This is a genomic window from Pseudaminobacter soli (ex Li et al. 2025) (assembly GCF_003012705.1).
In the GTDB taxonomy this organism is placed as follows: Bacteria; Pseudomonadota; Alphaproteobacteria; order Rhizobiales; family Rhizobiaceae; genus Pseudaminobacter; species Pseudaminobacter soli.
The window spans coordinates 120883-145506 of the sequence record NZ_PXYL01000010.1 but is presented as its reverse complement, the minus strand read 5'-3'; the positions used below and the strand labels follow the sequence as shown (position 1 = coordinate 145506).

Sequence of the window (24624 nt, the reverse complement as noted above, 5' to 3'; positions counted from 1 at the left end):
ATGGCCAACCAGCCTAACTTACGAATTTCGGATGAAGAGGCCTTTCGGCCGGATCAGAAGCACGATCGCCATCAGAAGATAGATGCCCATGGAGGAGATGCCTGCGCCCAGCGCATCTGCCTCCGGCCCCACCATGATCTGGCGTAAGAGTCCAGGCAGATAGGCGCGCAGGCTGGTGTCTACGATGCCGAGGATAAGGCTGGCAAAGAACGCGCCGCGGATCGAGCCGACGCCGCCGATCACCACCACCACGAAGGTCGTGATGAGGATCTGCTCGCCCATGCCGACCTGCACCGCGAGGATCGGCCCCGCCATGAAGCCCGCCAGGCCGGCAAGCAGCGCGCCAAGCCCGAAGACCAGCGTATAGAGCAGCCGCACGTCGACGCCGAGCGCCCGCACCATCTCGCGATTGGTCGAACCGGCCCGCACCAGCATGCCGACACGCGTTTTGTTGATCAGCAGGTAGAGCCCAAGCGCCACGAGCAGGCCGACGACGATGATGGCAAGGCGATAGACCGGGTAGAACAGGCCGGGCAGCAGCTCGACCGAGCCATCCAGAAGCGCCGGCATGGAGACGAACAGCGGCTGACGCCCGAACAGCATGGTGATCGCCTGGTTGAAGATCAGGATCAGGCCGAAGGTCGCCAACACCTGGTCCAGATGGTCGCGTCCATAGAGCCTTCGCACCACGAGGAATTCGATCACCACGCCCGCAAAGGCAGCCGCCGCAAGGCCGGCGGGAATGCCGAGCCAGAACGAGCCGGTTTCGGCCGCTACCCAGGTGCCCGCATAGGCGCCGATCATGTAGATCGAGCCGTGCGCCAGGTTGATGACGCCCATGATGCCGAAGATCAGCGTCAGGCCGGCCGCGAGCAGGAACAGCATCACGCCGAACTGCACGCCATTCAGCAATTGTTCGAGAAAGAGCGTCATTCGGGATTACTTCGAGAAAGTGGAAATGATGGGGGAAGCGGCGAAGCTGCCGCCGCCTCCCCCGATCGGCACAAGCCGGCTTACATCTTGCATTCGGCTGCGTAGGCGTCGCCGTGGTCCTTGAAGACCTCGCCAACCGTCTTGATGATCGGCTTGCCTTCCGGACCCTTTTCGACCTTGAGCGCGTACCAATCCTGCACCGGGTGCTGGTTGGGGCCGAAGGAGAACTTGCCGCGGACGGATTCGAAATCGGCCTTGCGCAGCGCCGCGCGGAAAGCGTCGGCGTCGTCGATATTGCCGTCGGTGGCCTTCAGGGCCGAAGCATAGGCAAGAGCGGTGTCGTATGCCTGGGCGGCATAGTAGGTGACCGGGCGGTTGTAGGCCTTGTTCCAGGCGTCCATGAACTTCTTGTTCGCCGCATTGTCGAAGTCCGAATTCCAGTGGCTGGTCAGGTTGAGGCCGAGCGCCGCATCGCCCACGGCGGCAAGCGTCACGCCGTCCATCGACGGCTCGGCCACGACCATCGGGATTTCCTTCATCAGTCCCGCCTGCTCATATTGGCGCAGGAAGGTGATGCCGAGGCCGCCGGGGTGGAACTGGAACACCACGTCCGGCTTGGCGGCGCGGACCTGTGCGAGCTCGGCGGCGAAATCGGTCTGATCGAGACGCGTGTAGATCTCGCCCGCGATCTCGCCCTTGAAGTAGCGTTTGAAGCCCGCGAGCGCGTCCTTGCCTGCCTGATAGTTCGGCGCCAGTATGAAGGCCTTCTTGTAGCCGAGATTGGTGGCCAGCTGGCCGGCGCTCTCGTGCAGGCTGTCGTTCTGCCAGGAGACGACGAAGTAGTTCTCGTTGCACTCCTTGCCGGCGAGGTTCGACGGTCCGGCATTGGGGCTGACGTAGAAGGCGCCACTGTCCACGATGTCCGGCACCGTTGCGCCGGCAACGTTGGAGAACACGATACCGGTGAACAGCTTGATCTTGTCCTCGTTGAGGAAGCGTTCGGCGATCTGCTTGCCCTGCCCGGGCTTGAGGCCGTCATCCTCGACAAGGAGGTCCACCGGCACGCCGCCCAACTTGCCGTCTTCCATGGCCAGCTTGAAGCCGTCGCGCACGTCCTGGCCGAGATAGCCGGCCGGGCCGGTCAGCGTCGTGATCATGCCGATCTTCACCGCATCCTGTGCGAGAGCCGGCAGCACGGCAAAGGCCGAAACCGAAATAGCAAGCAGTGCTTTCTTCAAAATCATAGGTCACTCCTCCTCTAAGCGACGCCTGTCAGCGCGCATTTTTAGTTTGCCGGCTCGCCGGCCTCCGCGAAATCGAGCGGATGGAACCGGAATGAAGCCCCCTCCGCCTTGAGCCGACCAAAGACCGGAGCGGGGAAGTGATAGGGTGCCAGCACTGTATTTCCCGCAGCGGCATTGGCAAGCAGGCCCAGCCGCGTTTTACGCGCCTGTTCAGGATCTTCGCAGAATTTGCAGACGATGCTGTCGTCACCGAGCTGAAGCTGGTGATGGACCGCATCGGCCAGGAACAGCACCTCCCCCTCACCGGTTGCGAGCGAGACGACCACCATGCCGGGCGAATGGCCCGGAGCCGGCTGCAGGCGCAGGCCCGTGGCAACCTCCGCATCCGGGGCCACCGTTTCGAAACCAACGCTTTCGATAATGGGCAACACGCTATCTGCGAAGGCACCGTGCAGCGTCTGTCCTTCCGGATCGGCCTCATGGAGAGCGGTCCAGTGAGTGAGTTCGTCCGCGGACACGACGTAGCGGGCATTGGGGAAGGTCGGCCGCCAGACCTCGCCTTCCCGCCTCGTGTTCCAGCCGACATGGTCGGCGTGCAGATGCGTGTTGATGACGATCCCGACATCCTCGGGCGACACGCCGATCGCCGCGAGAATGTCGAGGAATCTGGTTTGACGACGATGCCAGGCCGGCCGGTCCGGCCGCTCCTTGTCGTTGCCGATGCCGCCGTCGATGAGGGCGACATAGTCCGGGGTCTGGATCACGTAGCAGTTGAAGCTCAGCCCCACCGTCTCTCCCTCGGGATCGACGGTGCCAGCCGGAGAGCGCTTCGCGGCACTCTCCAGGTCGCTGCGCGAAAGTCCAGGGAAGATGGCCTTGGCCGGCCAGGCGACATTCGCCATGTCGGGAATGCAGGTGACCGTCACTGGACCGGCTTCAAGCCGCTCCAGTTCGACGTCGAGCTCGGGAATGTGCCGCCGGACGACCTTCATCGCCGCGCCTCAGAGATCGCAATCGCCGGCGAACGGATCGCCATGTGCCGACAGGAGCTTCTTGCGGGTCTTCAGCGTCAGCTGGCCATCGTCACCCTTCACCACCTGCATGGCATACCAGTCCTGCACCGGGTGCTGGTTCTTGCCGAAGCTGAAGCTGCCGCGCGTGGTCTTGAATTCGGTCTTCAGCATTGCGGTGCGGAAGGCTTCGACGTCCTCGACCTTGCCCTCGGTCTGCTTGAGCACCGAGGCGATGGCGAGCGCCGTGTCATAGCCCTGTGCCGCATACATGGTCGGCGTGCGCTTGTAGGTCTCCTGGAACTTGGCCACGAATTCGCGATTGGTGTCGTTGTCGAGATCGGTGTTCCAGGCGCCCGAGACGTTCAGCCCTTCGGCGGCATCGCCCACGGCCTTCAGGATCGCGTGGTCCATCGACGGCTCGGCAATCACCATAGGAATGGCGCCGAGCAGGCCCGACTGCTGGTACTGGCGCAGGAAAGCGATGCCGAGGCCGCCGGGCTGGAACTGGAACACCACGTCGGGATTGGCGGCCTTGATCTGCGCCATCTCGGCCGCGAAATCCGTCTGGTCGAGGCGCGTGTAGAGCTCGCCGGCGATCTCGCCCTTGAAGTAGCGCTTGAAGCCGGCGATCGCGTCCTTGCCGGCCTGGTAGTTCGGCGCCAGCACGAAGGCCTTCTTGTAGCCGAGGTCGGTCGCGTTCTCGCCGGCGCTGCCCTGCATGGTGTCGGTCAGCCAGGACAGGACGAAATAATTCGGGTTGCAGCCTTTGCCGGCGAATTCGGACGGCCCGGCATTGGGGCTGACGAAGATCGCATCTGCGTCCACGATCTCAGGCACGGTCGCGCCCGCGACGTTGGAGAAGACGATGCCGGTGAAGAGCTTCACGCCTTCGTCGTTGAGGAATTTTTCCGCGATCTGGCGGCCGTTGCCCGGCTTCAGCCCGTCGTCCTCTACCAGAACGTTCACCGGCACGCCGCCGAGCTTGCCGCCCTCCATGTCGATAGCGAGCTGGAAGCCGTCGCGCACATCCTGTCCGAGATAGCCGGCAGGGCCGGACAGGGTCGTGATCATGCCGATCTTGACCGGATCCTGCGCCAGCGCGCTTGTGGCAAACAGCGAGGCGGCCGCAAAGGCCAGCAGAGAAGACTTCAGTTTCATGCCTTAAGATTCCTGGGTAAGCCGGCCCGCCGAATTTCGGCGGACACCTTCAACAATTCTGGGAAGCCTAGAGCTTCACCCAGCCTTCGGGCGGGGTCTTGCCGGGATGGATCGTGCCGCATTTCGGGCAGGTGCGCGCATTATCGTCGGCATAGAAGGCCTGATAGAGCGGCGGCAGATCGCGCACGATGCTCTTCAGGGAAACCTCGATGCGGTGCACCAGTTCGTTGCACTCGAAGCAGTACCATTCGAAAGCGTCGATCTGGTCGGGCTGGCGCTTCGGCTCGACGACGAGACCGATGGAGCCCTCCTGCGGGCGCTGCGGCGAATGACGAACATGGGGCGGCAGGAGGAAAATCTCGCCCTCGCGGATCGGCACGTCGTAGAAGTTGCCGTTGTCCACCACCTTGAGCATCATGTTGCCCTTGAGCTGGTAAAAGAATTCTTCGACCGGGTCGTCATGATAGTCGGTGCGCTTGTTCGGGCCGCCGACCACTGTGACCATCATGTCCGCGTCTTCCCAGATCTGCTGGTTGCCGACCGGCGGCTTTAACAGATGGGCGTGCTCGTCGATCCATTTCGAGAAGCTGAAGGCGGAAAGGCGTCTGCTCATGTTTCTCCTCCGTGAAATTGGGCGGCGCCGCGTGGACGCCGCCGCCAGGGTCAGTTCCGGCCGACCTTCAGGCCGCAGTTTTCGAAAGCGACGCGGGTGGCGCGCTTCTCCTCCTCGGTCAGCTCCAGCATCGGCGGACGCACCGCGCCGCCAACCTGCCCGAGCAACTCCTGCCAGTATTTCTGGTGGGAATGCGGCTTCTCCGCAGGCCGGGTATCCTTGAGCGCCGCGCGCACCGGATCGAGGCTGTCGCGAACGCGGCGCGCTTCGTCGGCCTTACCGGCGAATGCGAGATCGGTGTATTCGCGCATGCGGGTGTCGTGCTTGCTCTGGATCAGATAGGGCGGCGACGAGCACAGATAGAGCTGCCAGTCGAGCTCGAGGATATTGTCCAGCCACTCTTCCTCGGAAGCCGTGCTGACCAGGATGCGGTCGCCGGCGAGGCGCGTCAGCTCCGAATACATCGGACGCGGCACGCTGTACTTGATGGCAACGACGTTCTCGATATCGGCCAGCTGGTTGCAGAGCTCGGGGCTCATCAGATAGCCGCTGTCGGGATGGCTCCAGAGCGCGATGCCGATATCGACCTTCTCGGCGATCGCGCGGTAGTAGTTCAGCAGCGTTTCGTCCTGCCGCTTGAAGAAGTGCAAGATCGGCGCATGCACGACGATGTAGTCGGCGCCGACCTTCTGGGCGTGCTTCGCCAGGTCGATTACCACATCCATGTTCTGGTCCGAGCAGGACATGATCGTCTGGGCGCGGCCAGCACAGGCCTCGACAGCCAGCTCGAAGCTGCGCTTGCGCTCCTCGACCGACATCGAGAAGAACTCGCCCTGCTTGCCGGCGACGAAGAAGCCGTCGATCTTGAGGTCTTCGATCCAGTGGTCGAAGTTGCGGCGAACGCCGTCTTCGTCGATCGCGAGATCAGGCGTAAAGGGCGTGAGCGCCGCGGCCCAAATGCCCTTCATGGTCGCCCGCGAATGGGCCTTGGCGTCTTTCTTCGTGTATTTCATCAATCGTCCACCTGATTGTCGCTGCCCGCCGAGCCTTGCAAGGCGAGCCAGATTTTCTCACTGGTGAGAGGCATTTGAAGATTGCCGAGCGGCGGCCTCGCGCCGCAATCGACACCGGGAACCTGGCCGAGGCGGATCTGGCTGCGCGCGAATTCGAGATGCAGGCGGCCTTCGGGCATATGGTCGTCGACGCAGGTGCCGCGGCTGATCACGAGACGACGGTCCTTGCGGCTGAAGGAATTGCGTCTCATCCAGCCATTGGCGGCGCCGCCGATCGCACCCGTTGCCTCCAAGAATTCCTCCGTGGCCGCACCAGCGACCCTAATGGAAGCAGAAAACACGCTGGCCATCTATATGGCAATCGCCATTCAATGTATTAATTGATAGGAAAACGCGATAAGTCTCGAGTCACCCGTGAAAATCACCATCAAGCAGATCGAAAGCTTCCTCGCCGTTGCCGAGCTCGGCAACTTCTCGCGCGCTGCGCAGCGGCTCAACATCGCCCAACCCGCGCTCTCCCAGGCAATCAAGGACCTCGAAGCGGAACTCGCCGTGCGGCTGTTCGACCGCACCACACGGCGCGTCGAACTGACCGATGCCGGGCGCGAATTTCGCAACTCGGCCGCCAAGGCGCTGGAGGAGCTGGAGCATGCCGTGGAAAGCGTGCACGAATTGGCGGAGAGGCGGCGCGGAAGGCTGCGCATTGCCGCCCCGCCTCTTCTGGCGGCCGTCGTGCTGCCGCAGGCCATCGCAGAGTTTCAGGAGCGCTATCCTGGCATAACGGTGCAAATCGCCGACGTCGGCACGGAACAGATCATCGAGAGCGTGCGCAGCGGCAAGGCCGATTGCGGCCTGGGCACCTTCTCGCCCGCGGAAGAGGGCATAGAGCGCGTGCCACTGGTGCGCGACAGCCTGATGCTGTTCTGCGACCACCGCAGCCCGTTCAACGACGCGATCTCGGTCCCCTGGCGAGAGCTGGAAGACCAGCCGCTGATCACGCTCACCCGCGACAGCGGCATCCGGCTATTGGTCGAGGTCGGCTTCGAAGCGGCAGAGATCGCGCTGAAACCCGCCTACGAGGTGACCCAGGTCACCACTGCCATCGCATTGGTCGAGGCGGGCCTTGGCGTCGCGGTTCTACCCACCTATGCGCTGGCTGCCGCGCGCTACAGAAAGGTGGTCGGCAAGCTGCTGACCGACCCCAATATTTCCCGCGAGGTCTCGCTGATCCACGCCACCGGCCGCTCGGTCTCACCGGCAGTCTCGGCTTTCGCCACCATCGTGCGGCGCTACGCGCAGCAACTCACGCCGCGCGAGACCAGCTGAAGCGACACGTCAGCCTTTTATCAGCCGAACCAGCAGCTGCGACAGTTCGCTGTCTTCCGAAGCAAGGTCGAGCAGCACGTCGAAATGGTTGCGCCCTGCGATCTCGACCAGCTGAGAAGGAAAACCAGCCGCGCGCCACAGGCGGTCATATTCCGTCGACTGCCGCTTGAAGCCGGCAGGCTCGGCGTCGGCATAGGCGACCACGATGGGGCAGCCGACGCGCGGGATATTGGCCGCGGGGCTCAGCCGCTCGACCATACCGTCATCCAGCCTGATCCAGTCTTGCACGAAGGATTTTGCAATCGGGGCGAGGTGGAACAGACCGCTGATCGGCATGGCGCCCTTGACGATGTCTTCCGGCACACCGAACGCGTCGTGCCAGCCGCCCGCCAGCACTGCGCCGGTCAGATGGCCGCCGGCAGAACTTCCGCCGACATAAATCCGGTCCGGATCGATCCCGTAAGCGCGCCCGTTCTTCCAGAGGAAGCTCACGGCCGCACGCACCTCGCGCACGATCTCTTCCAGGGTGACTTCGGGCGCCAGCCTGTAGTCCACCACCGCCGTGGCGATGCCGTGGCTGGCGAGCATGCCGGCCATGAAAGCGGAGTCGTGCTTCGAGAGCATTCGCCAATAGCCACCATGGATGAACACGAAGACGGGCCGCGGCTCCGAGCCGGTGCCGTAAATGTCGATCGTCTGCCCGCTCTCGGGGTCATAGACGACGTCGAGATGCGTGGCGAGGCCGCGCATCTCATCGGAACGGCTGCGGTAGTTGCGCATCTCGGCCTCGAAGACCTCGGGCGTCACCGACGCGCGCGCTGTAATCGCGATCGATAATTTCCCGCGGCCAGCTGGCTTCTTCGGCAAGCACACTCATGCGCAATTCCTTTGTCGATTCCCGGCCGCCAGCTTACGAAAGCGCGGATGACGTCAGCCACCATTTTCGGCTGTTCCCGCCTCGGAAAATGTGTCCGGCACGACACGTCGAGCTTCGCTGCGACGACCGAAACGGCCCCGCTGGAAGGATCTATTAACCACTCGCTTCCTATTGCTCAACGGACGTCTCCTCGGCGAATCTTGAGTACAGGATCCATGACCCTCCATCGAACCTACCTTTCGCCCTTGGCTTCGCACGATGAGGGCGAAGCAAATCACTTTGAAGACAGGCGCAATGCGCCGAACGGCGTGCCGCACGCAGCAGCGAACGGCCGCAATCCGCAGTTCGCCCCGCGCCAGGCGCCTCAGAAGAAGGCTGTCGCGGCTGAAAGCTATTTTGTTCATTCCACGATGCAGGATCACTTCTTCCTGGCTCCAAATGTCCGCTTCACCCGCACTCCCGAACACGAACTGATGAAGCGTCGCTCGCCTCAGGGCGAAGCCGAGACCGTGCAACCACAGACGAATGCCATGAATACTCCCTCGCGCCAGCCGATGACGCAGCCTGCTCCAATCGCGCCGACGCCATCGCCCAGCGCCCCCGTGCCTTCAGCATCGACGGTAAGCCATCAGCCCGCCGCGCAAGTCGCTCAGCCGGCAGTTGGCACCGTCAGGCCTGGAGTAGCGGCAACGCCGACCGGCAAAACCCCTTCGCTGCACCGCGTCGTCGAAATGGCACAGGTGCTTCCGCGGGTCGCCACGGCGGTGACCGCGGCACCGCAGCCGTTGCCCCAGGAACCTGCTCCCGAGCCCGAAGTCGCGCCGGCCGAAACGGCAAGAGCCGAAGACACACGCTGGTCCTTCCTTTCCGACCACGCCTTCTTCGAATTCGTGTCGCCGGAGGCCATGGACGGGCCGACGCTCGTCGCGCCAACCGGTGTGGGCGGTTCCGTAGCCTGGAGCCAGCAGCAATTCCGCTCGGCGACGAACGAGATCACAGCGCTCTATCGCGTCATCGAATGCCATCCCGGCACGCAGGTCGCCCCTGCCCTGCCGGAGGTCGCGGCCTCGACAGTTGCTGCCGAAGCCAGTGGGGAAGTGCCCGAAGCCCGCGCAACCGAACCGGCGCAGCTGACGCCGGCTGCCATCATTGCCTCCGCCGCTCCCGCGGTCGCAGCCCCTGTGGAAGAGATTGCCACCGCGCCGGCCAAGGAAGTCACCGCAACCTCCGCATCCGAAGCCGTCACGGTCTCGACAGCCGAAGTTGTCACGGCCCCGGCGGTGGAAACGGTAGTGGTTCCGCGCGTGGAAGCTGCTGCGACTGCACCCGTGGAGATCGTAGCTCTCCCCGTGGCAGAGGCCGCGCCGATCCCGGCTGCGGAGAGCCAAGCCGCCTCCGAAACGGTCAGGAAGGTGGAAATCACCATGCCGGTTCCGACCGCACGCACGACGCTGCCGCCGCTCGGCGGCGCGACGCTGCCCGGCGCGGTCGATGGCTATCAACTGCCCTCCGAAGACCTCCTGCAGGAGCCGCCGGCTGGACAGGGCTTTTACATGTCGCAGGAGCGGCTGGAACAGAATGCCGACCTGCTGGAAAGCGTGCTCGAAGACTTTGGCGTGCGCGGCGAGATCATCCATGTGCGTCCCGGCCCTGTCGTCACGCTCTATGAGTTCGAGCCGGCCCCTGGCGTAAAATCCTCCCGCGTGATCGGCCTTGCCGACGACATTGCGCGTTCCATGTCGGCCATTTCCGCGCGCGTCGCGGTGGTTCCGGGCCGCAACGTCATCGGCATCGAACTGCCGAACGAGACGCGCGAGACGGTCTATTTCCGCGAGCTGATCGAATCCGCGGACTTCCGCGAAACCGGCTGCAAGCTGGCGCTCTGCCTTGGCAAAACCATCGGCGGCGAACCGGTCATCGCCGAGCTTGCGAAGATGCCGCACCTCTTGGTCGCCGGCACCACCGGCTCGGGCAAGTCGGTCGCCATCAACACGATGATCCTGTCGCTGCTCTACCGGCTGAAGCCGGAAGAGTGCCGCTTGATCATGGTCGATCCGAAGATGCTGGAACTCTCCGTCTATGACGGCATCCCGCATCTGCTGACGCCCGTCGTCACCGACCCGAAGAAGGCCGTCACGGCGCTTAAATGGGCCGTGCGCGAGATGGAGGACCGCTATCGCAAGATGGCGCGGCTCGGCGTGCGCAACATCGACGGCTACAACCAGCGCGCCGCGGCCGCCCGCGAGAACGGCGAGACCGTCACCATGCAGGTGCAGACCGGCTTCGAGAAAGGCACCGGCGCGCCGCTGTTCGAGGAGCAAGAAATCGACCTGGCGCCGATGCCTTACATCGTCGTCATCGTCGACGAGATGGCCGACCTGATGATGGTGGCCGGCAAGGAGATCGAAGGTGCCATCCAGCGTCTGGCGCAGATGGCGCGCGCGGCAGGTATCCACCTGATCATGGCCACGCAGCGGCCTTCGGTCGACGTCATCACCGGCACGATCAAAGCGAACTTCCCCACCCGCATCTCCTTCCAGGTGACGTCGAAGATCGACAGCCGCACCATTTTGGGCGAACAGGGTGCCGAACAGCTTCTGGGCCAAGGCGACATGCTGCACATGGCCGGCGGCGGTCGCATCGCCCGCGTCCACGGCCCGTTCGTTTCCGACGCCGAGGTCGAGCATGTCGTGGCGCATCTGAAGGCTCAGGGCCGCCCCGAATATCTCGAGACGGTCACGGCCGACGAGGACGAGGAAGAGCCCGAAGCCGAACAGGCACCTGTCTTCGACAAGGGCGCGGTAGCCGCCGAGGATGCGGACTCGATCTATGACGAGGCGGTGAAGGTGGTTCTTCGCGACAAGAAGTGCTCGACCTCCTACATCCAGCGCCGCCTTGGTATCGGCTACAACCGCGCCGCCTCGCTGGTCGAGCGGATGGAGAAGGAAGGCATCGTCGGGGCTCCCAACCATGTGGGAAAACGCGAAATACTGCTGGGTCGGCGCGACCATGCCGGCGCACCGGAGAAGGACGACATGGACTGACCGGCGGCGGGGGCGGTTCCGCCGCCCCCTGCCCTATCGGCCACGCGGGCAAACAGGCGGATTCTGCCAATTCGCAAGAGCAGCCCTCCCCGCTTCGGGCCCGGGAACCGAGCTTGTCCGATTGCCGCGGAGGCTTATACTTCGGCCCGGCAGTCGGCGACCGGTCAGGGATTTGTCTGAACAGGCTTTTCACGGTCTGCAGGGCTGGAAACGAAAGGGGCGTCAGAGGTGGATGTGCAGCAGGCCAGTGATGCCGTCGATCCCGCTTTCGCGCCGGTTCACCAGCAGGTCTACCAGACCCTACGCGAGAACCTGATAACCGGCCGCTTCTCGCCCGGCGAAGCCATCAGCCTGCGCAGTATCAGCGAGATGCTGGGTGTCGGCATGATGCCGGCGCGCGAAGCCATCCGGCGGCTTGCGGCCGAGAACGCACTTGAGATCCAGCAGAATCGACGCGTTTGCGTGCCCCGGCTCACGGTGTCGCGTTTCGAAGAACTGATGCAGGCGCGGGTGGCGCTCGAACCGATCTGCGCGGCGCGCGCGCTGCCTTATGTGGACGCCGCCCGGCTCGAACGGATGATCGCTTTCGACACCGAGATGAACGAGAGCTACAGGTCCGGCAGCGCCGATGCCTACATGCTGACCAACTACCGCTTCCACTTCGAGCTTTACCGGGCCGGAGGATCCGAGGTGCTGGTGCCGCTGCTCGAAAGCATCTGGGTCCAGTTCGGGCCCTTCATGCGGACGGTCTACAACCTCGTAGAAGCCACGAACGTCATCGACAAGCACAGTATCGCCATCGACGCGATCCGCCGCAAGGATGCGGAGGCCCTGAAGCTGGCAATCCACGCCGACATCCTCGACAGCGTCTACCTACTGCGCAAAACCTTGCAAGACCAAGCTTGAGCGTTTGCGGCGGCTCGGCCTAGCCCTTGCGCTCCTGCAGGATGTTGCCGCCATCCACCACCAGAACCGAGCCGTTGACGTAGCTCGCCCCGTCGGAGGCGAGGAAGACCACGGCGGCGGCGATCTCGTCCGGCGAACCCGCCCGGCCCGGAGGCGTGCGGCGCGCGGCTTCCCGTTCCTCCCGCGTCGAGGCACCGGTTTCGACCCAACCCGGCGCGACAGCATTCACGGTGATGCCATGGCGCGCGATTTCCAGCGCAAGCGCATGGGTCAGGCCCACCATTCCGGCCTTCGCGGCGGAATAGGCCGACTCGCCCTCGTTGGACACATAAGGCCCGGTGACCGATGCGATGTTGACCACGCGGCCGTGGCCGTTCTCGACCATTTTCGGCAGGAAGGCGCGCGTGACCAGAAATGCCGTCTTCAGGCTGACGTCGATCCCTCTGTTCCAATCGCTCTCGGTCAACTCCATGAATAGTTTCTGGACGGCCGGCTGCGCGGCGGTTCCCATCCCTGCATTGTTGACGAGGATGTCGACGTCGCCGATTTCCGCGTGCAGGCGCTCGACCTGCGCGGCGTCGGTCAAGTCGGCAGCAGCTGCCTTGACCTCGATGCCTTCGGCCCGGAGTTCTTCTGCCCGCTCGAAGATGCGATTGGAGGACGACGTGATGGCGACCGACAGTCCCGCCTTGTCTAGTGCACGGGCGATCGCGATGCCGATGCCATCAGGGGCGCCGGCGCCAGTGACGAGTGCGGTTCTGGATTTCGCTTGCATGGATGGTCCTCCCTCGCCGGCTCAATAACCTGCTGTCACGCCGAAATCGATCGGCAGCGCCGTGCCCGTGATTGGCGCAGCGCCCGGCTGGCAGAGGAAGTGGATCAGCCCAGCGATCTCCTCGACCTTGATGAAACGGGCCGTATCGCCCTGTGGATAGTGCGACAGAAGCTTGCGCTTGTAGCCATCCGGATCGCCGCCGCCATAGGTCGTGGCCTGGTACTCGATCATCGGCGTCGCGACATCGGCGGGGCACACGGCATTGACCCGCACGCCATGCGGCGCGAGCTCCAGCGCGAGCGCCTTGGTCAGCAGGACAAGCCCGCCCTTGGAGGCGCAATAGACCGCCGCGCCGTTGTTACCCACCAGGCCGGCGTCCGACGAAATGTTCACGATCACCCCGCGCGAGGCGATCAAGTGCGGCGTGGCGGCAGCGATCAGGAAGAACGCGCCCTTGAGGTTGACGTCGAGCACGCGGTCCCAGTCCTGCTCACTGACCTCCGCGGACGGTCCTTCGAGCCAGACGCCCGCGGCATTGACCAGCACGTCGATGCCGCCGCCCCACTCCGCAGCCGAAGCGACTGCCTCCTTGCATGCCGCAACGGAGCGGATGTCGAAGGCAAGGCACAGCGCCTCGCCGCCTGCTGCCTCGATCCGCTCCTTTGCCTCGTCGAGCCTTGGGCCCGCGAGGTCCGCGACCACGACGCGGTTGCCGTCGGCCGCAAAGCGCAGCGCGGTTGCGATGCCCATGCCGCCCGCGCCACCTGCAATCATCACCGTTTTGCGCGACATTGGGTCCACTCCTCCAACAGACTGTTTTCGCAACGACGACGCCATGGCGCCGTCGTTGCGTCAATTGCAAAATGCCCGCCACAGCGCAAGCACGGCGGGTGCGTTCACGACCTTAAGCAGCCGCCTTGGTCGCGGCGAGTTCGCCAAGCACGTCGCGATAGGCGCGGACCAGCCCTTGCGCCTCGTGCTCTTCCAGCGGAGGCGCGACGAGGATCATGTTGTGGAACGGCGTGACGAGGAAGCCGCGGTTGAGCAAGGCCAGATGCAGTGCCGATTCGATGGTCGACGAAGCGGCAGCGCGGGCTTCCACGGCATTGCGCACCGGTGTATCGGTAAAGACCACCTCCAGACGCGCGCCGACGCGCGTCACCGTCCAAGGCAGGCCACAATCGGCAATGGCCGCGCGCAGGCCTTCGTCAATCACGTCTGCCTGGCGGCCCATGCGGGCATAGGTCTCGGCGGTCACGATCTGTTCAAGGCTTGCGCGCAGACAGGCCAGCTGCAGCGCGCTTCCGGAAAGCGTGGTGCCGATGCCCGAATGGCCCGACGTTTCGCGCGCCTTCCTTGCCTTGTCGAGCAGAGCGGCGACGTCGAACGTCATGCCCCATATGCTGACGGGAATGCCACCGCCGATCGGCTTGCCCATGACCAGGATGTCAGGTTCCAGACCATGCACTGCCGTGTAGCCGCCGAGCCCCGAGGAAATCGTGTGGGTTTCGTCGAGCAGCAGCAGTGTGCCGGCCTCGCGGGTCAGGCGGCGCAGGACGTCGTGAAAGCCTTCCTCAGGCAGGATCATGCCGCAGTTGGTCATCACCGGCTCGGCCAACACGCAGGCCACCTCGCCGGAGGCGAGTGCCGCGCGCAGCGCCTCCTCGTCGTTGAACGGAATCGAGATGGTGTTCTCGCCAAGATCGACCGCCTGCCCCAGCAGGCTCGCGCGAGAAAGCGTCTTGCCGTCGACCAGATCGACCAGCGTTTCGTCCACCGAACCATGATAGCAGCCGTCGAAGACCAGAATCTTGCGCCGGCCGGTGACGGCACGTGCGGCGCGGATGGCGAAGCGGTTGGCGTCGCTCGCTGTGGCCGCGATCTGCCAGCGCGGCAGGCCGAAGCGTTCGACAAGCAGTGACGCCACGACGTTTGCATCGGCCGAAGGCAGCATGGTCGTCAGGCCACGATGGGCTACGCCTTCGAGGGCGCGCAGGATCGGCGCCGGGCCGTGGCCGAACATCGCGCCGGTGTCGCCGAGGCAAAGGTCGACCACTTCATTGCCGTCGACATCGGTGAGCCTAACCCCGCTGGCCCTGTCGACGATCATCGGGAATGGCATCGGCCAATCGAGCATCCAATGCATCGGCACTCCGTCGAAGAAGCCATTGCCTGCCTGCGTGGATGCCAAAGCCTTTGGACGCCGCTCGGTATATATGCGAGCTTCGACGGACAACATGGCGGCGGCGCGGGCTTCGATCTCCGCCAAAGCTGGGTTTTGCTGATTCAATCTATGCCCCCTCCGGTAAATCATGATCACGATCTATATTTTTGGCTCGACACAATGTCAACAAATGCAAAAGTTTTGACCCAGACCCTAACGAACGATTATCAATATCGTGATCACAATTTATCAAACCGTGCCAATCTCCACAGGACCGACCGATGACTGAAGACAATCTCCACATCGTGGAAGCCACCATCCCGCAACTGCGCCGGGCGCTCGATGCCGGCACTGTCACCAGCGTGGAGTTGGTCGCGGCCTATTTCAGGCGCATCGGCTATTACGACCGGCACGGCATTGCCTTGAACGCGGTTCCGGTCCTCAACCCGACTATTTTCGAGGAGGCCGCTGCCTCCGACCGGCGCCGCAGGAATGGCAAAACGCTCGGGCCGCTCGACGGCATCCCCTATACGGCCAAGGACAGCTACAAGGTCGCCGGCCTGACCGTAGCCTCCGGCTCGCCCGCCTTCGAGGATCTCATTGCCAATGAAGACGCCTTCACCATCGAAAGGCTGCGCGCTGGCGGCGCGGTCCTGATCGGGCGCACCAACATGCCGCCCGTGGCCAATGGCGGCATGCAGCGCGGCGTCTATGGCCGTGCCGAAAGCCCCTACAATGCCAACTACCTCACGGCAGCCTTCGGATCCGGCTCATCCAATGGTTCAGGCACGGCGACGGCGGCAAGCTTCGGCGCTTTCGGGCTTGGCGAGGAAACCTGGTCGTCGGGCCGCGCGCCGGCCTCGAACAATGCGCTGGTGGCCTATACGCCGTCGCGTGGCGTGATTTCGGTTCGGGGCAACTGGCCGCTGGTGCCGACCATGGATGTGGTCGTGCCGCATACGCGAAGCGTCGGCGACCTGCTCGAACTGCTCGACGTGATCGTCGCGGACGACCACACGACGCGCGGCGACTTCTGGCGCGTCCAGCCATGGGTCTCCATTCCGCCAAGTTCGGCCCTGCGCCCGCCCCGCTATACCGAACTCGCACTCGAAGGATCATTGGCCGGCAAAAAGATCGGCGTGCCGCGCATGTATATCGGTCGCGACACCGGCGCCAATGCGCCGATCGAGACGCGCGCTTCGGTGCTCGCGCTGTGGGAACAGGCGGCGGCCGACCTGCGACGGCTTGGCGCGGCGGTGGTGGCAGTCGATTTTCCGGTGGTCTCAAACTACGAGCGCGACCGGCCCGGTGCAAAATCCATGGTGGATCGCGGTCTGGTTCCCGCAGAATTTGCCGAGCGGGAAATCTGGGACCTCAGCATCTGGTCGTGGGACGATTTCTTGCGCGCCAATGGCGACCCCGCCATTCCGGATCTGGCATCGGTTGACGGCGCAAAGATCTTTCCGCAGCCGCCAGGCGCCCTGCCCGACCGCTATGGCGACGATATCGACCTCGCTGACTATGTGAAGCGGGCTCGGCAAGGTGTCGCCGATCTAGAAAGCATCCCGCACATCGAGCGCGGCCTTAAGGGTCTGGAGGAAACACGCCGGATCGACTTCGAGGACTGGCTGGATGCCGAGGGCCTGGACGCCGTGGTGTTCCCCGCCGCAGCCGATGTCGGCCCGGCCGACGCCGACGTGAACGAGGCTTCCGCGCGGCTTGCCTGGCGCAACGGGACCTGGGTTTCGAACGGAAATCTGGTGCCGCGGCACCTGGGTATTCCGACTGTCACCGTGCCAATGGGAACCATGGCGGATATCGGCATGCCGGTCGGCCTCACATTCGCCGGCAAGGCCTATGACGACACGCTGCTTCTGCGCCTGGCCGGGGATTTCGAACGCTCCGGCTCGCGCCGCACCAGCCCGCCTAGGACACCGGAACTTGCGGACGATGTTTTTGTCCCGCGCGAGCGGGCTGAAAGCACCGAGGCAGAGTTGCCCAAGGTCACGCTTCACGTCGAGACGCGACAGCAGGGCGAGCACGACGAGGTAATTGTCACGCTCGATGTGGAACGTGCAAACGACGCCGAGTGTGAGCTGAAGGTCCACATCAATGGCGAACCCCTCTATATGCAGCGAGCAGGCACTCGCTTCAGCGGCCGCGTTCTCGTTCCTGCCGAAACGCACAGGGGTTTTCACAGCGTGTGGCGCGGTTCATACGGTTCGATCGTGACTGCGGTCATCCGCCTCAAGGACGGACGCAGCGCCGGCGCCTACACGGTCACGGGCGGCATCGCCTGATTGCAAAAACGGCGTAACCGGGTTTCCGGTTACGCCGTTTTGTTCTTAGAGCCGTCAGCAGGTGCTAGACGGCACCTCAGTCGTGCATCTTGAGTTCGCCGGCTTCAATGCGGATCGGCAGCACATTCTCGGCCGGCGGCAACGGGCACACGGCATGGACGCTGAAGGCGCAGGGCGGATTGATCGCCTTGTTGAAGTCCAACACGATGGTGTCGGCCGTGATGTCCTCGCCAAAGAGGAAGCGCGAGGCCGGATAGGTCTTGTCGCGCGCGGTCTGGTCCCGCAGCACGAATTGCGGCATCTGCGGCGTACCGTGGGTCGGCAGCAATTCATAGCGCACGCCATCGCGCGTGAAGGCGGCCTTGTGAGTGATCGTCACATCGGTCGGAATGCCCAGCACCGTGTCGACCGTCATCTCGATCGGCTTTTCCAGCGGGATCCAGTCGGCAACGATGCGCCAGCTCGGATCCGTCGGAAAAGACTCGATGCCGGCGAATTCGCCGGGCGCAGTGGACTGCGTGTCGCGCACACGCAACGCGTTCTGGCCGTTCAGCGTCGTCACTTCGAGCAGCAGCTGGCCAGCGGTGAAGCGCGGCGGGTGTTTCTTGTCGAGCTTCAGCAGGATGGGCTGCGAACCGTCCGCCGGCGAGAAGGCGACGCCGCCGTCCGAGCCTTGCGTCAGCGTCCCGACATGGGCGGGACCGGCCGAAAGCACGATGTCATTGTCCTCGGCCGAGCCGACCGTCACCGAGCCCGGCTCCAGCCACCAGCGGCCGATGATGTTGAGCCAGCCGTCGTCGGCCTTGAGATGGGCCAGCCGCTTGGCGCGCCAGTCTTCGATGCTGCGGATGTAGTCGGTCGTCGTCATACTGCTTGCCTTTGGTCTCGAAATTTTCCCGCGCCCTATCTAGGCATCCGGGGAACGCTTTGCAGCAGCTTTTGCGTGTAAGGATGCTGCGGGGCGTCCAATATCTCGCGAGTGTTGCCGCTTTCCACTATATGACCGCGTTCCAGGATGATGATCTCCTCGCAGAGCGAAGCGACCACGCCCAGGTCGTGCGAGACGAACACCAGCGTCATGTTTTCCGACAGGCGCTTGAACAGGTCGACGATGCGGATGCGCGTCGAAAGGTCGAGCGCGCTGACCGCCTCGTCAGCCAGCACGAGTTGCGGCCGGGCAACGATGGCGCGGGCAATGGCGATGCGCTGGCGCTGGCCGCCGGAGAATTCGTGCGGATAGCGGTTGATGGCATCCGCCGGCAGGCCAACCGCATCGAGCGCCGCGGCCACCGCTTCGCCATGCGCGCCCGGAATGCGCAGCGACTGCAGCGGCTCGGAGATGATGTCCCGCACCTTCTGGCGCGGGTCGAGCGAGGAATACGGGTCCTGGAAGACTGCCTGCACCGAGCGGCGATAGTCGCGCATGAAGCCGCGGCTGGACGGGTCGAGGACGGAGCCGCCAAAATTGATCGTTCCGCCGGTCGGCTTGGTCAGCCCCAGAAGCAGGCGTAGAATCGTCGTCTTGCCCGAGCCAGACTCGCCGACAAGGCCGACGCTCACGCCCTTCTTCACCGCAAAGGAAACGCCGTGAAGCACCTGGCGCTGTCGGCCGTAGCCGAAGGTCACATCGCGCACATCGAGCAGGGTCATGCCGTTCCCTCAAGTGCGTTGTCGAAGGAGCGTGCCGCCTCGACGAGGGTCTTCGTATAGTCGTGGCGCGGCTGGTCGAAGACAGCCTTCACGGGCCCCTCTTCCACCGCGCGGCCATTGCGCAGCACCGTCACGCGATCCACCACGGTGGCAACCACCGGCAGGTCGTGGCTGATGAACAAAAGCGCCATGCCAAGCTCGCGCACCAGGCTGTCGAGCAGTTTCAGGATTTCCGCCTGCGTGGTCACGTCGAGCGCGGTCGTCGGCTCGTCGGCAATCAGCAGCTTCGGCTTGCAGGCGAGCGCCATGGCAATCGCCACGCGCTGGCGCTGGCCGCCTGAAATCTCGTGCGGGTAGGAATTCGCGATCCGCTCCGGCTGCGGCAGCGCGACATGGTCCAGGAATTGCAGCACCTCGCGGTCGACTTCCCGGCGCGGGGGCGACTTGCCTTCGCGGGCCAGACGCCGCCCCAGCGGCCCCGCAACCTGCGTGCCAATCTTCATCAAAGGGTCGAGCGCGGTCAGCGGTTCCTGAAACACCACGGCAACCGACGAGCCGCGCAGGCCATTCAGCGTACGTTCGAGCGTGCCGACCACCTGCTGGCCGTCGAGCAGGATCGAGCCGGCGGGGACGATGGACTTGGGCAAAAGGCCCGTCACCGCCATGGCGGTCAGCGACTTGCCCGAGCCGGATTCGCCGATCAGCCCCATGCGCTCGCCTGCGCCGAGGGAGAATGACAGGTCGGAGACCAGCGTCTTGTCGCCGGTCTTCAGCGTGAGCCCATCGACGGAAAGGAGCGGCGTCATCGCGAGATCCTCCGCGTCGGGTCGCCGATGTCGCGCAAACCGTCCGCCAGAAGGTTGATGCCGATCACCAGCGTCACCAGCGCAATGCCCGGCGCGATGGCCCCAATGGGGGCAGTGTAGACCGTGCCCTGTGCTTCCTGCAGCAGGCGACCCCAGGAGGCATTGGGCGGCGGTGCGCCGAGGCCGAGATAGGACAGCGAGGATTCGGCAATGACAGCGATACCGAATTGCAGCGCGAAATTGACGCTGAGCGTGGGCCAGATGTTGGGCAGCACATGCCGGACCACTACGCCCGGCCACGAGGTGCCGGAGGTTCGCGAGGCGGTAATGTAGTCGTTCTGCAGCACCCGCTTGGCAAGGATGCGCGTCAGCCGAGCCACGATTGCCGACATGGCAATGCCGAGCGCCAGGATGGCCGACCACAGGCTGGCGCCTTCGCTAGCCGCCACCACCAGCATAGCGAGCAGCAGCGTCGGAAACGCGATGAGGATATCCAGCGTGGCGGCCAGCGCGTCGTCCAGAAAGCGCGTGGCGAAGGCCGCGAGCAGGCCGATGGTGACGCCGATGGCCGCGCCGATGGCGACCGCGCCGGCCCCGACGATGAGCGCGATGCGCGATCCGATCATGATCTGAGTGAAGAAATCCCGCCCCAGCCGGTCGGTGCCTGCCCAATGGATGAATGATGGTGGCTCGAGCCGGCCGCCGGTCGTGCTGGTCGGATCGTAAGGCGTCCAGAACAGCGTGAGCAAGGCGATGGCGACATGGATGCCGACCAGGATCAGGCCGATGGTGAACGTCGGCGACCAGCGCGGCTTGCGGGCGGCCGTAACCACTGCTGGCGTAAGTTCGTCGGCAGCGCTCATGACGCAGCTCCTGCCTTGTCGCGCAGTCTCGGGTCGATCAAACGCTGGGCGAGGTCGGCCGTGAAGCCGACCAGGAGCACCAGAAGCGTTGAGACGAAGAGCACGCCCTGCACATTGGGATAGTCGCGCTGCTGGATGCCCAGCAGCAGCATCGAGCCCAGGCCCGGCAACGTGAAGACCCGCTCGACCACGACCGCGCCGAGGAAGGCTGACGCCAACTCGATGCCGAGAATGGAAATGACGGGCACGGCGCCGTTGCGGATGCCATGCCGGACGAGCGCTTCCGTGAAGGTGGAACCGAGCGCACGCGCGGTGCGCAGATAATCGCTGCCCAGCACGTCCAGCGTAGCCGTGCGCACATAGCGCAGCAGCGAGGCGGACATGACGATGGCGAGCGTCAGCACCGGAAGTGTCAGGGCGCGCAGCGCTTCGGCCGGCGCATGCCAACCGCGCGATGGAAAGCCTCCTGACGGGAAGACGCGAATGTTCACGGCAAAGGCCGTGACCAGCAGGATGCCGACCCAGAAGACCGGAATGGCGATACCGAGCTGCGAGACGGTCGAAATGGCCGCGCCATACCAGCGATCGGCCTTCACCGCCGAGACGATGCCAAACGGCACGGCGATGACGATGGCAAGGGTGAAAGCCAGCAAGGTCAGCGGCAGCGTGACCGTCAGGCGCGCGACGATCTCATCCGCCACAGGCGCGCGGCTGATGAAGGAGTTACCGAGGTCGAAGCTGGCGAGACTGCCGACAAAGCGCACGAACTGTTCGCCCAGCGGCAGGTTCGAGCCGAGCTGCTCGCGCGCGGCCTCGATTTGCTGCGGGTCGGCGCCGACCGACAGCAGCGTGTTGGCCGGGTCGCCGGGAAGCAGCCGGAGCAGCACGAAAAGGACTAGCGATGCAATGAAGAGCGACAGGACCAGTATGGCGAGCCGCCGAACGACGTAGGAAAAAATGACGGCTCCCTTTCGTCCCCAACAGAAACATCGTGCGGAAGGGCTTCCGCACGATGTTCGATACAGCACAGGTCGACGCCCCTAATAAGGCGTCGGTGTCAGCTTTTCAGGCTCAGTCCGCGCTCTTCTTGATGCCGTAGGCGAAGAACTGCGAGTTCAGACCGTTGACCGGATAGCCGCTGACGTTGGCCTTCGATATCACGATCTGCGGATAGAGATAAAGCCAGCTGCTGGCCGCATCTTCGGCGATGGTGCGGTTGGCCTCGGTCAGCTTGGCGGTCTGCTCGTCCGTCGTCGTGCTGGTTTCGGCCGACTTGATCAGGTCCACGACCTTGGGGTTGTTGTAGCCCCAGTAGAAGTCGGGATTGCCGTAGAACACGATGTCGCGATGGTTGACGTGCTCCTGCAGCGTCGCCTGGAAATCGTGCGCCTTGTAAATCTTCGTGTACCACTCGTTGGCCGTGATCACGTTGATGTTGACGGTAATGCCGACCTTGGCCAGCTCGCTCTTGATGAACTGGGCAACGATCGGATGCGGATCGTAGTTAGGCGTGTCGAGCGTAAACGTGAAGCCGTCTGCGTGGCCGGCCTCGGCGAGCAGCGCCTTGGCGCTATCCACGTCATACGGATCGACGCCGTTCAGATCGACATACCACGGGTCTGTCGGCGGCACGAAGGAGCCGATCAACGTGCCGTACTCGCCCCAGATCGAGTTGAGGAGCTTCTTCTTGTCGATGGCGCGGGCAATCGCCTTGCGCACCTTGACGTCGTTGAAGGGCTCGACGCGATCGTTGAAGGCGAACAGTTCCTTGGTGGTGGACTTGCCTTCGCTGACCGTGAATTCGGCGTTGTCCTTGAACTGGGCGAGCGAATCCGGGCTCTGAACGCCGGTGATGACGTCCACCGCGCCGGTCAGCAGGGCGTTGTTGAGCGCGGTCGCGTCGGTGAAGTAGTTGAACACCACCTCGCCATTGGTCGGCTTTTCGCCCCAATAGCTGTCGGAGCGCTTGAGCGACAGCGTCGAGCCGCGGCGCCAGTCTTCCAGCTTGTAGGGGCCGGTGCCGTCTTCGCCCGACGTCAGGTCCTTGGCGGCGTCGTTGACGATCCAGACGTAGCTCAGATTGTAGGGCAGCGAGATAGAGCGCGAGGATAGCTTGACGACGACGGTGTTGTCGTCCGGCGTCTCGATCGAGGTGATGGGCTCGAGGCTCTTCTTGCGCGAGCTCTTGGAATCGGGGCCGACGACGCGCTCGATGCTGAACTTCACGTCCTTGGCAGTCAGCGGATCGCCGGAGTGGAACTTGACGTTCGGCTGCAGCGTGAAGGTGTAGGTCAGGCCGTCGTCGCTGACCTTGTAGTCGCTGGCGAGCACTTTTTCGACCGAGCCTGCGTCGGTCAGGCGGAACAGCCCCTCATAGACGTTGCTGTTGAACGCCTCGTTGATGCCCTGGCCAGCGCCAGCAATGTTGTCGAGATTCTGCGGCTCGTAGAGCGAGCCGATCTTGATCGACGCGTCGACATCATAATTCTCTGCCGCCTGAAGGGCGGAGCTCGCCGACAGGAAGCCGGCAAAGGCGGCCGTGACCGCAAGGGCGCGCACGCCGTACCGGCCCGAATATTTGCCCAACAGGGCCGTTGCACCAATCATTCAAACTGCTCCTGACACAGATGTTCGTTGCTACAGGGAAAGCAGACGATTTTCGATCAGGAAACCATCCCCCACCCCGTCGACCCACGGCATAGGACGCGCCCGCTTGCCTTGAGACGACGTGAGCTTTGCCCGGTGTTGTCCCAACCGTCGGGCCGCTCATTTGCCCCAACATACAGCGGGCCCGGCGCAAAGCCGAGGAGATAGAAAATTCGATTCAGAGGAATTTTTGGAAATCCATTCCAGATTTAAGCCGCTGTCGACATAGGCGTTTCGACGGCACGTTCATACCGCTGCGGCATGGAAACGACTCTGCGGCATTCATGCCGGGACGAGTGGCGCAAGATATCAAAGGCCGTTCGTCTGCAGGTCGCGAAAGCGAGCCGCTGCCTCGGTGCGATTGTGGGCGCCTAGCTTGCTGATGATGTTGTGGAGATGGATCTTGACTGTGTGCTCGGAGAGCTGGAACGCCGCAGCGATGCTCTTGTTCTGCAGCCCGCGCGAGACCATTTCCAGGATCTGAACCTCGCGAGCGGTGAGGTCGCCCATATGCGTGCGACCTCGCACTTCCTGCCCCGGAGGTCCGGCCGCCTCGTCGGTGAGTTTCTTCGCATATGAATGGATGAGACCTGCCGGAAAATACTCTCCGCCACGCAGCATGAGCCGAACCACTGACAGCCAGACGTCCAGCCGGAGGTTCATCGGCAGCACGCCGCGCACAAGGCGTGAGCCAAAAATGTCGGAGACAGAAAACGCGGGATTGCGATCATCGATCTCGATGACGGCCGTCAGGGCCTGCGGATGAAGGAGAGAAAGATCGGCCGCCCTGGCTTCGGCCGCCTTCAGCAGCGCCGCGTCGACCAGGATGAGGGATACCGAATGCTCGAAGCTGGTGCAGGCTTCCTCGACGCTTTCGACCTGCTCCACGAGCACCCACGGGAATTCATGCTCAAGCGCATAGACAAGGCTTTCCGAAACCGTACCGAGCCTCGCGATGAACAGGACAACCCGCCGAGGTTCCGACACCCTGCCCGCCCGCCCGGCCCATCTGATGCCGGTTTCGCCCTCTGCACTGATAGTAGCCAACGCAATACACCCTTACGCAGTTTCTACTGTGCCGGGATAGGTTTCGGCATGTGAACCATAGCGCGAAGGTGCGCCAATCACGACAACCCAATACGGCTGAGACGTGGCCCCCGGCGGGGTGAAGCCGGCGAAGCAACTTACATCCATGGTCATCCGGAAGGACTAGGGTGAGCGATTTCAAACCCTTGCGCGCGGCAACTGCAAAGTGGGCTGACGCTGTTTGGGATTGACCGGTCTCGAGAAGGC

At 63.8% G+C, this 24624-nt stretch carries 22 protein-coding genes; 4 read left to right on the top strand and 18 right to left on the bottom strand.

Features of this window, described 5'->3' with window-relative positions:
- Positions 1 to 18: 18 nt before the first annotated feature.
- From C7I85_RS19465 to C7I85_RS19435, 7 genes are all read right to left on the bottom strand, one after another.
- A complete protein-coding gene (locus C7I85_RS19465) occupies positions 19 to 933 on the bottom strand; it encodes a branched-chain amino acid ABC transporter permease (RefSeq protein WP_106725672.1) in 915 nt (304 codons plus the stop codon).
- Between the two features lie 80 nt (positions 934 to 1013).
- Positions 1014 to 2177, bottom strand: a complete 1164-nt coding sequence (locus C7I85_RS19460) for an ABC transporter substrate-binding protein (protein WP_106725671.1) — start codon at positions 2175 to 2177, stop codon at positions 1014 to 1016.
- 41 nt (positions 2178 to 2218) lie between these two features.
- On the bottom strand, positions 2219 to 3169 hold the full coding sequence (locus C7I85_RS19455) for an MBL fold metallo-hydrolase (RefSeq protein WP_106725670.1): 951 nt from the start codon (positions 3167 to 3169) through the stop codon (positions 2219 to 2221).
- Positions 3170 to 3178: 9 nt separating this feature from the next.
- Positions 3179 to 4348 carry an ABC transporter substrate-binding protein gene (locus tag C7I85_RS19450; protein ID WP_106725669.1) on the bottom strand — a complete coding sequence of 390 codons (1170 nt, stop codon included), beginning with the start codon at positions 4346 to 4348 and terminating at the stop codon, positions 3179 to 3181.
- Positions 4349 to 4415: 67 nt separating this feature from the next.
- Positions 4416 to 4961, bottom strand: coding sequence for a 3-hydroxyanthranilate 3,4-dioxygenase (locus tag C7I85_RS19445; protein ID WP_106725668.1), 546 nt, complete (start codon positions 4959 to 4961; stop codon positions 4416 to 4418).
- Positions 4962 to 5011: 50 nt separating this feature from the next.
- Entirely contained in the window at positions 5012 to 5974 is a 963-nt protein-coding gene (locus C7I85_RS19440) for a dihydrodipicolinate synthase family protein (protein WP_106725667.1), read from the bottom strand.
- A complete protein-coding gene (locus C7I85_RS19435; RefSeq protein WP_146148900.1) occupies positions 5974 to 6267 on the bottom strand; it encodes a hypothetical protein in 294 nt (97 codons plus the stop codon). Before C7I85_RS19435 ends, C7I85_RS19440 begins: the two co-directional genes overlap by 1 nt.
- A gap of 121 nt (positions 6268 to 6388) precedes the next feature.
- Between C7I85_RS19435 and C7I85_RS19430 the strand changes: the two genes are divergently transcribed.
- A complete protein-coding gene (locus tag C7I85_RS19430) occupies positions 6389 to 7300 on the top strand; it encodes a LysR family transcriptional regulator (protein ID WP_106725665.1) in 912 nt (303 codons plus the stop codon).
- A gap of 9 nt (positions 7301 to 7309) precedes the next feature.
- Here C7I85_RS19430 and C7I85_RS19425 read toward each other — a convergent pair whose 3' ends face one another.
- The gene (locus tag C7I85_RS19425) at positions 7310 to 8167 is read right to left on the bottom strand and encodes an alpha/beta hydrolase (protein WP_245445012.1); all 858 of its coding nucleotides are present in this window, start codon (positions 8165 to 8167) and stop codon (positions 7310 to 7312) included.
- A 225-nt stretch (positions 8168 to 8392) separates the two neighbouring features.
- On the opposite strand from C7I85_RS19425, the gene C7I85_RS19420 reads away from it, so the two are divergent.
- Both C7I85_RS19420 and C7I85_RS19415 read left to right on the top strand, forming a co-directional pair.
- Positions 8393 to 11221, top strand: a complete 2829-nt coding sequence (locus C7I85_RS19420) for a DNA translocase FtsK (protein WP_106725664.1) — start codon at positions 8393 to 8395, stop codon at positions 11219 to 11221.
- Between the two features lie 228 nt (positions 11222 to 11449).
- Positions 11450 to 12127, top strand: a complete 678-nt coding sequence (locus C7I85_RS19415; protein WP_106725663.1) for a GntR family transcriptional regulator — start codon at positions 11450 to 11452, stop codon at positions 12125 to 12127.
- Positions 12128 to 12146: 19 nt separating this feature from the next.
- Here C7I85_RS19415 and C7I85_RS19410 read toward each other — a convergent pair whose 3' ends face one another.
- The 3 genes from C7I85_RS19410 to C7I85_RS19400 all read right to left on the bottom strand — a co-directional run bounded on the left by C7I85_RS19410 (position 12147) and on the right by C7I85_RS19400 (position 15192).
- Positions 12147 to 12902: an SDR family NAD(P)-dependent oxidoreductase gene (locus C7I85_RS19410; protein ID WP_106725662.1), complete on the bottom strand. Its 756-nt coding sequence runs from the start codon at positions 12900 to 12902 to the stop codon at positions 12147 to 12149.
- Positions 12903 to 12923: 21 nt separating this feature from the next.
- The gene (locus tag C7I85_RS19405) at positions 12924 to 13694 is read right to left on the bottom strand and encodes an SDR family NAD(P)-dependent oxidoreductase (RefSeq protein ID WP_106725661.1); all 771 of its coding nucleotides are present in this window, start codon (positions 13692 to 13694) and stop codon (positions 12924 to 12926) included.
- Between the two features lie 112 nt (positions 13695 to 13806).
- On the bottom strand, positions 13807 to 15192 hold the full coding sequence (locus C7I85_RS19400; RefSeq protein WP_210203062.1) for an aspartate aminotransferase family protein: 1386 nt from the start codon (positions 15190 to 15192) through the stop codon (positions 13807 to 13809).
- 155 nt (positions 15193 to 15347) lie between these two features.
- Here C7I85_RS19400 and C7I85_RS19395 point away from each other — a divergent pair, with 155 nt between their 5' ends.
- Positions 15348 to 17366 carry an amidase gene (locus tag C7I85_RS19395; RefSeq protein WP_106725659.1) on the top strand — a complete coding sequence of 673 codons (2019 nt, stop codon included), beginning with the start codon at positions 15348 to 15350 and terminating at the stop codon, positions 17364 to 17366.
- A gap of 76 nt (positions 17367 to 17442) precedes the next feature.
- Here C7I85_RS19395 and C7I85_RS19390 read toward each other — a convergent pair whose 3' ends face one another.
- From C7I85_RS19390 to C7I85_RS19360, 7 genes are all read right to left on the bottom strand, one after another.
- Positions 17443 to 18234, bottom strand: a complete 792-nt coding sequence (locus C7I85_RS19390; protein WP_106725658.1) for a DUF1684 domain-containing protein — start codon at positions 18232 to 18234, stop codon at positions 17443 to 17445.
- 35 nt (positions 18235 to 18269) lie between these two features.
- Positions 18270 to 19016 carry an ABC transporter ATP-binding protein gene (locus tag C7I85_RS19385; RefSeq protein ID WP_106725657.1) on the bottom strand — a complete coding sequence of 249 codons (747 nt, stop codon included), beginning with the start codon at positions 19014 to 19016 and terminating at the stop codon, positions 18270 to 18272.
- Positions 19013 to 19822, bottom strand: coding sequence for an ATP-binding cassette domain-containing protein (locus tag C7I85_RS19380; RefSeq protein WP_106725656.1), 810 nt, complete (start codon positions 19820 to 19822; stop codon positions 19013 to 19015). The genes C7I85_RS19385 and C7I85_RS19380 overlap by 4 nt, the downstream gene beginning before the upstream one ends.
- The gene (locus C7I85_RS19375) at positions 19819 to 20685 is read right to left on the bottom strand and encodes an ABC transporter permease (RefSeq protein WP_106725655.1); all 867 of its coding nucleotides are present in this window, start codon (positions 20683 to 20685) and stop codon (positions 19819 to 19821) included. The genes C7I85_RS19380 and C7I85_RS19375 overlap by 4 nt, the downstream gene beginning before the upstream one ends.
- Positions 20682 to 21644 carry an ABC transporter permease gene (locus tag C7I85_RS19370; RefSeq protein WP_106725742.1) on the bottom strand — a complete coding sequence of 321 codons (963 nt, stop codon included), beginning with the start codon at positions 21642 to 21644 and terminating at the stop codon, positions 20682 to 20684. Before C7I85_RS19370 ends, C7I85_RS19375 begins: the two co-directional genes overlap by 4 nt.
- 112 nt (positions 21645 to 21756) lie before the next feature.
- Positions 21757 to 23292: an ABC transporter substrate-binding protein gene (locus C7I85_RS19365; protein WP_106725654.1), complete on the bottom strand. Its 1536-nt coding sequence runs from the start codon at positions 23290 to 23292 to the stop codon at positions 21757 to 21759.
- A gap of 348 nt (positions 23293 to 23640) precedes the next feature.
- Complete coding sequence (locus C7I85_RS19360) at positions 23641 to 24318, bottom strand: helix-turn-helix transcriptional regulator (RefSeq protein ID WP_181257232.1); 678 nt, start codon at positions 24316 to 24318, stop codon at positions 23641 to 23643.
- Positions 24319 to 24624 lie beyond the last annotated feature (306 nt).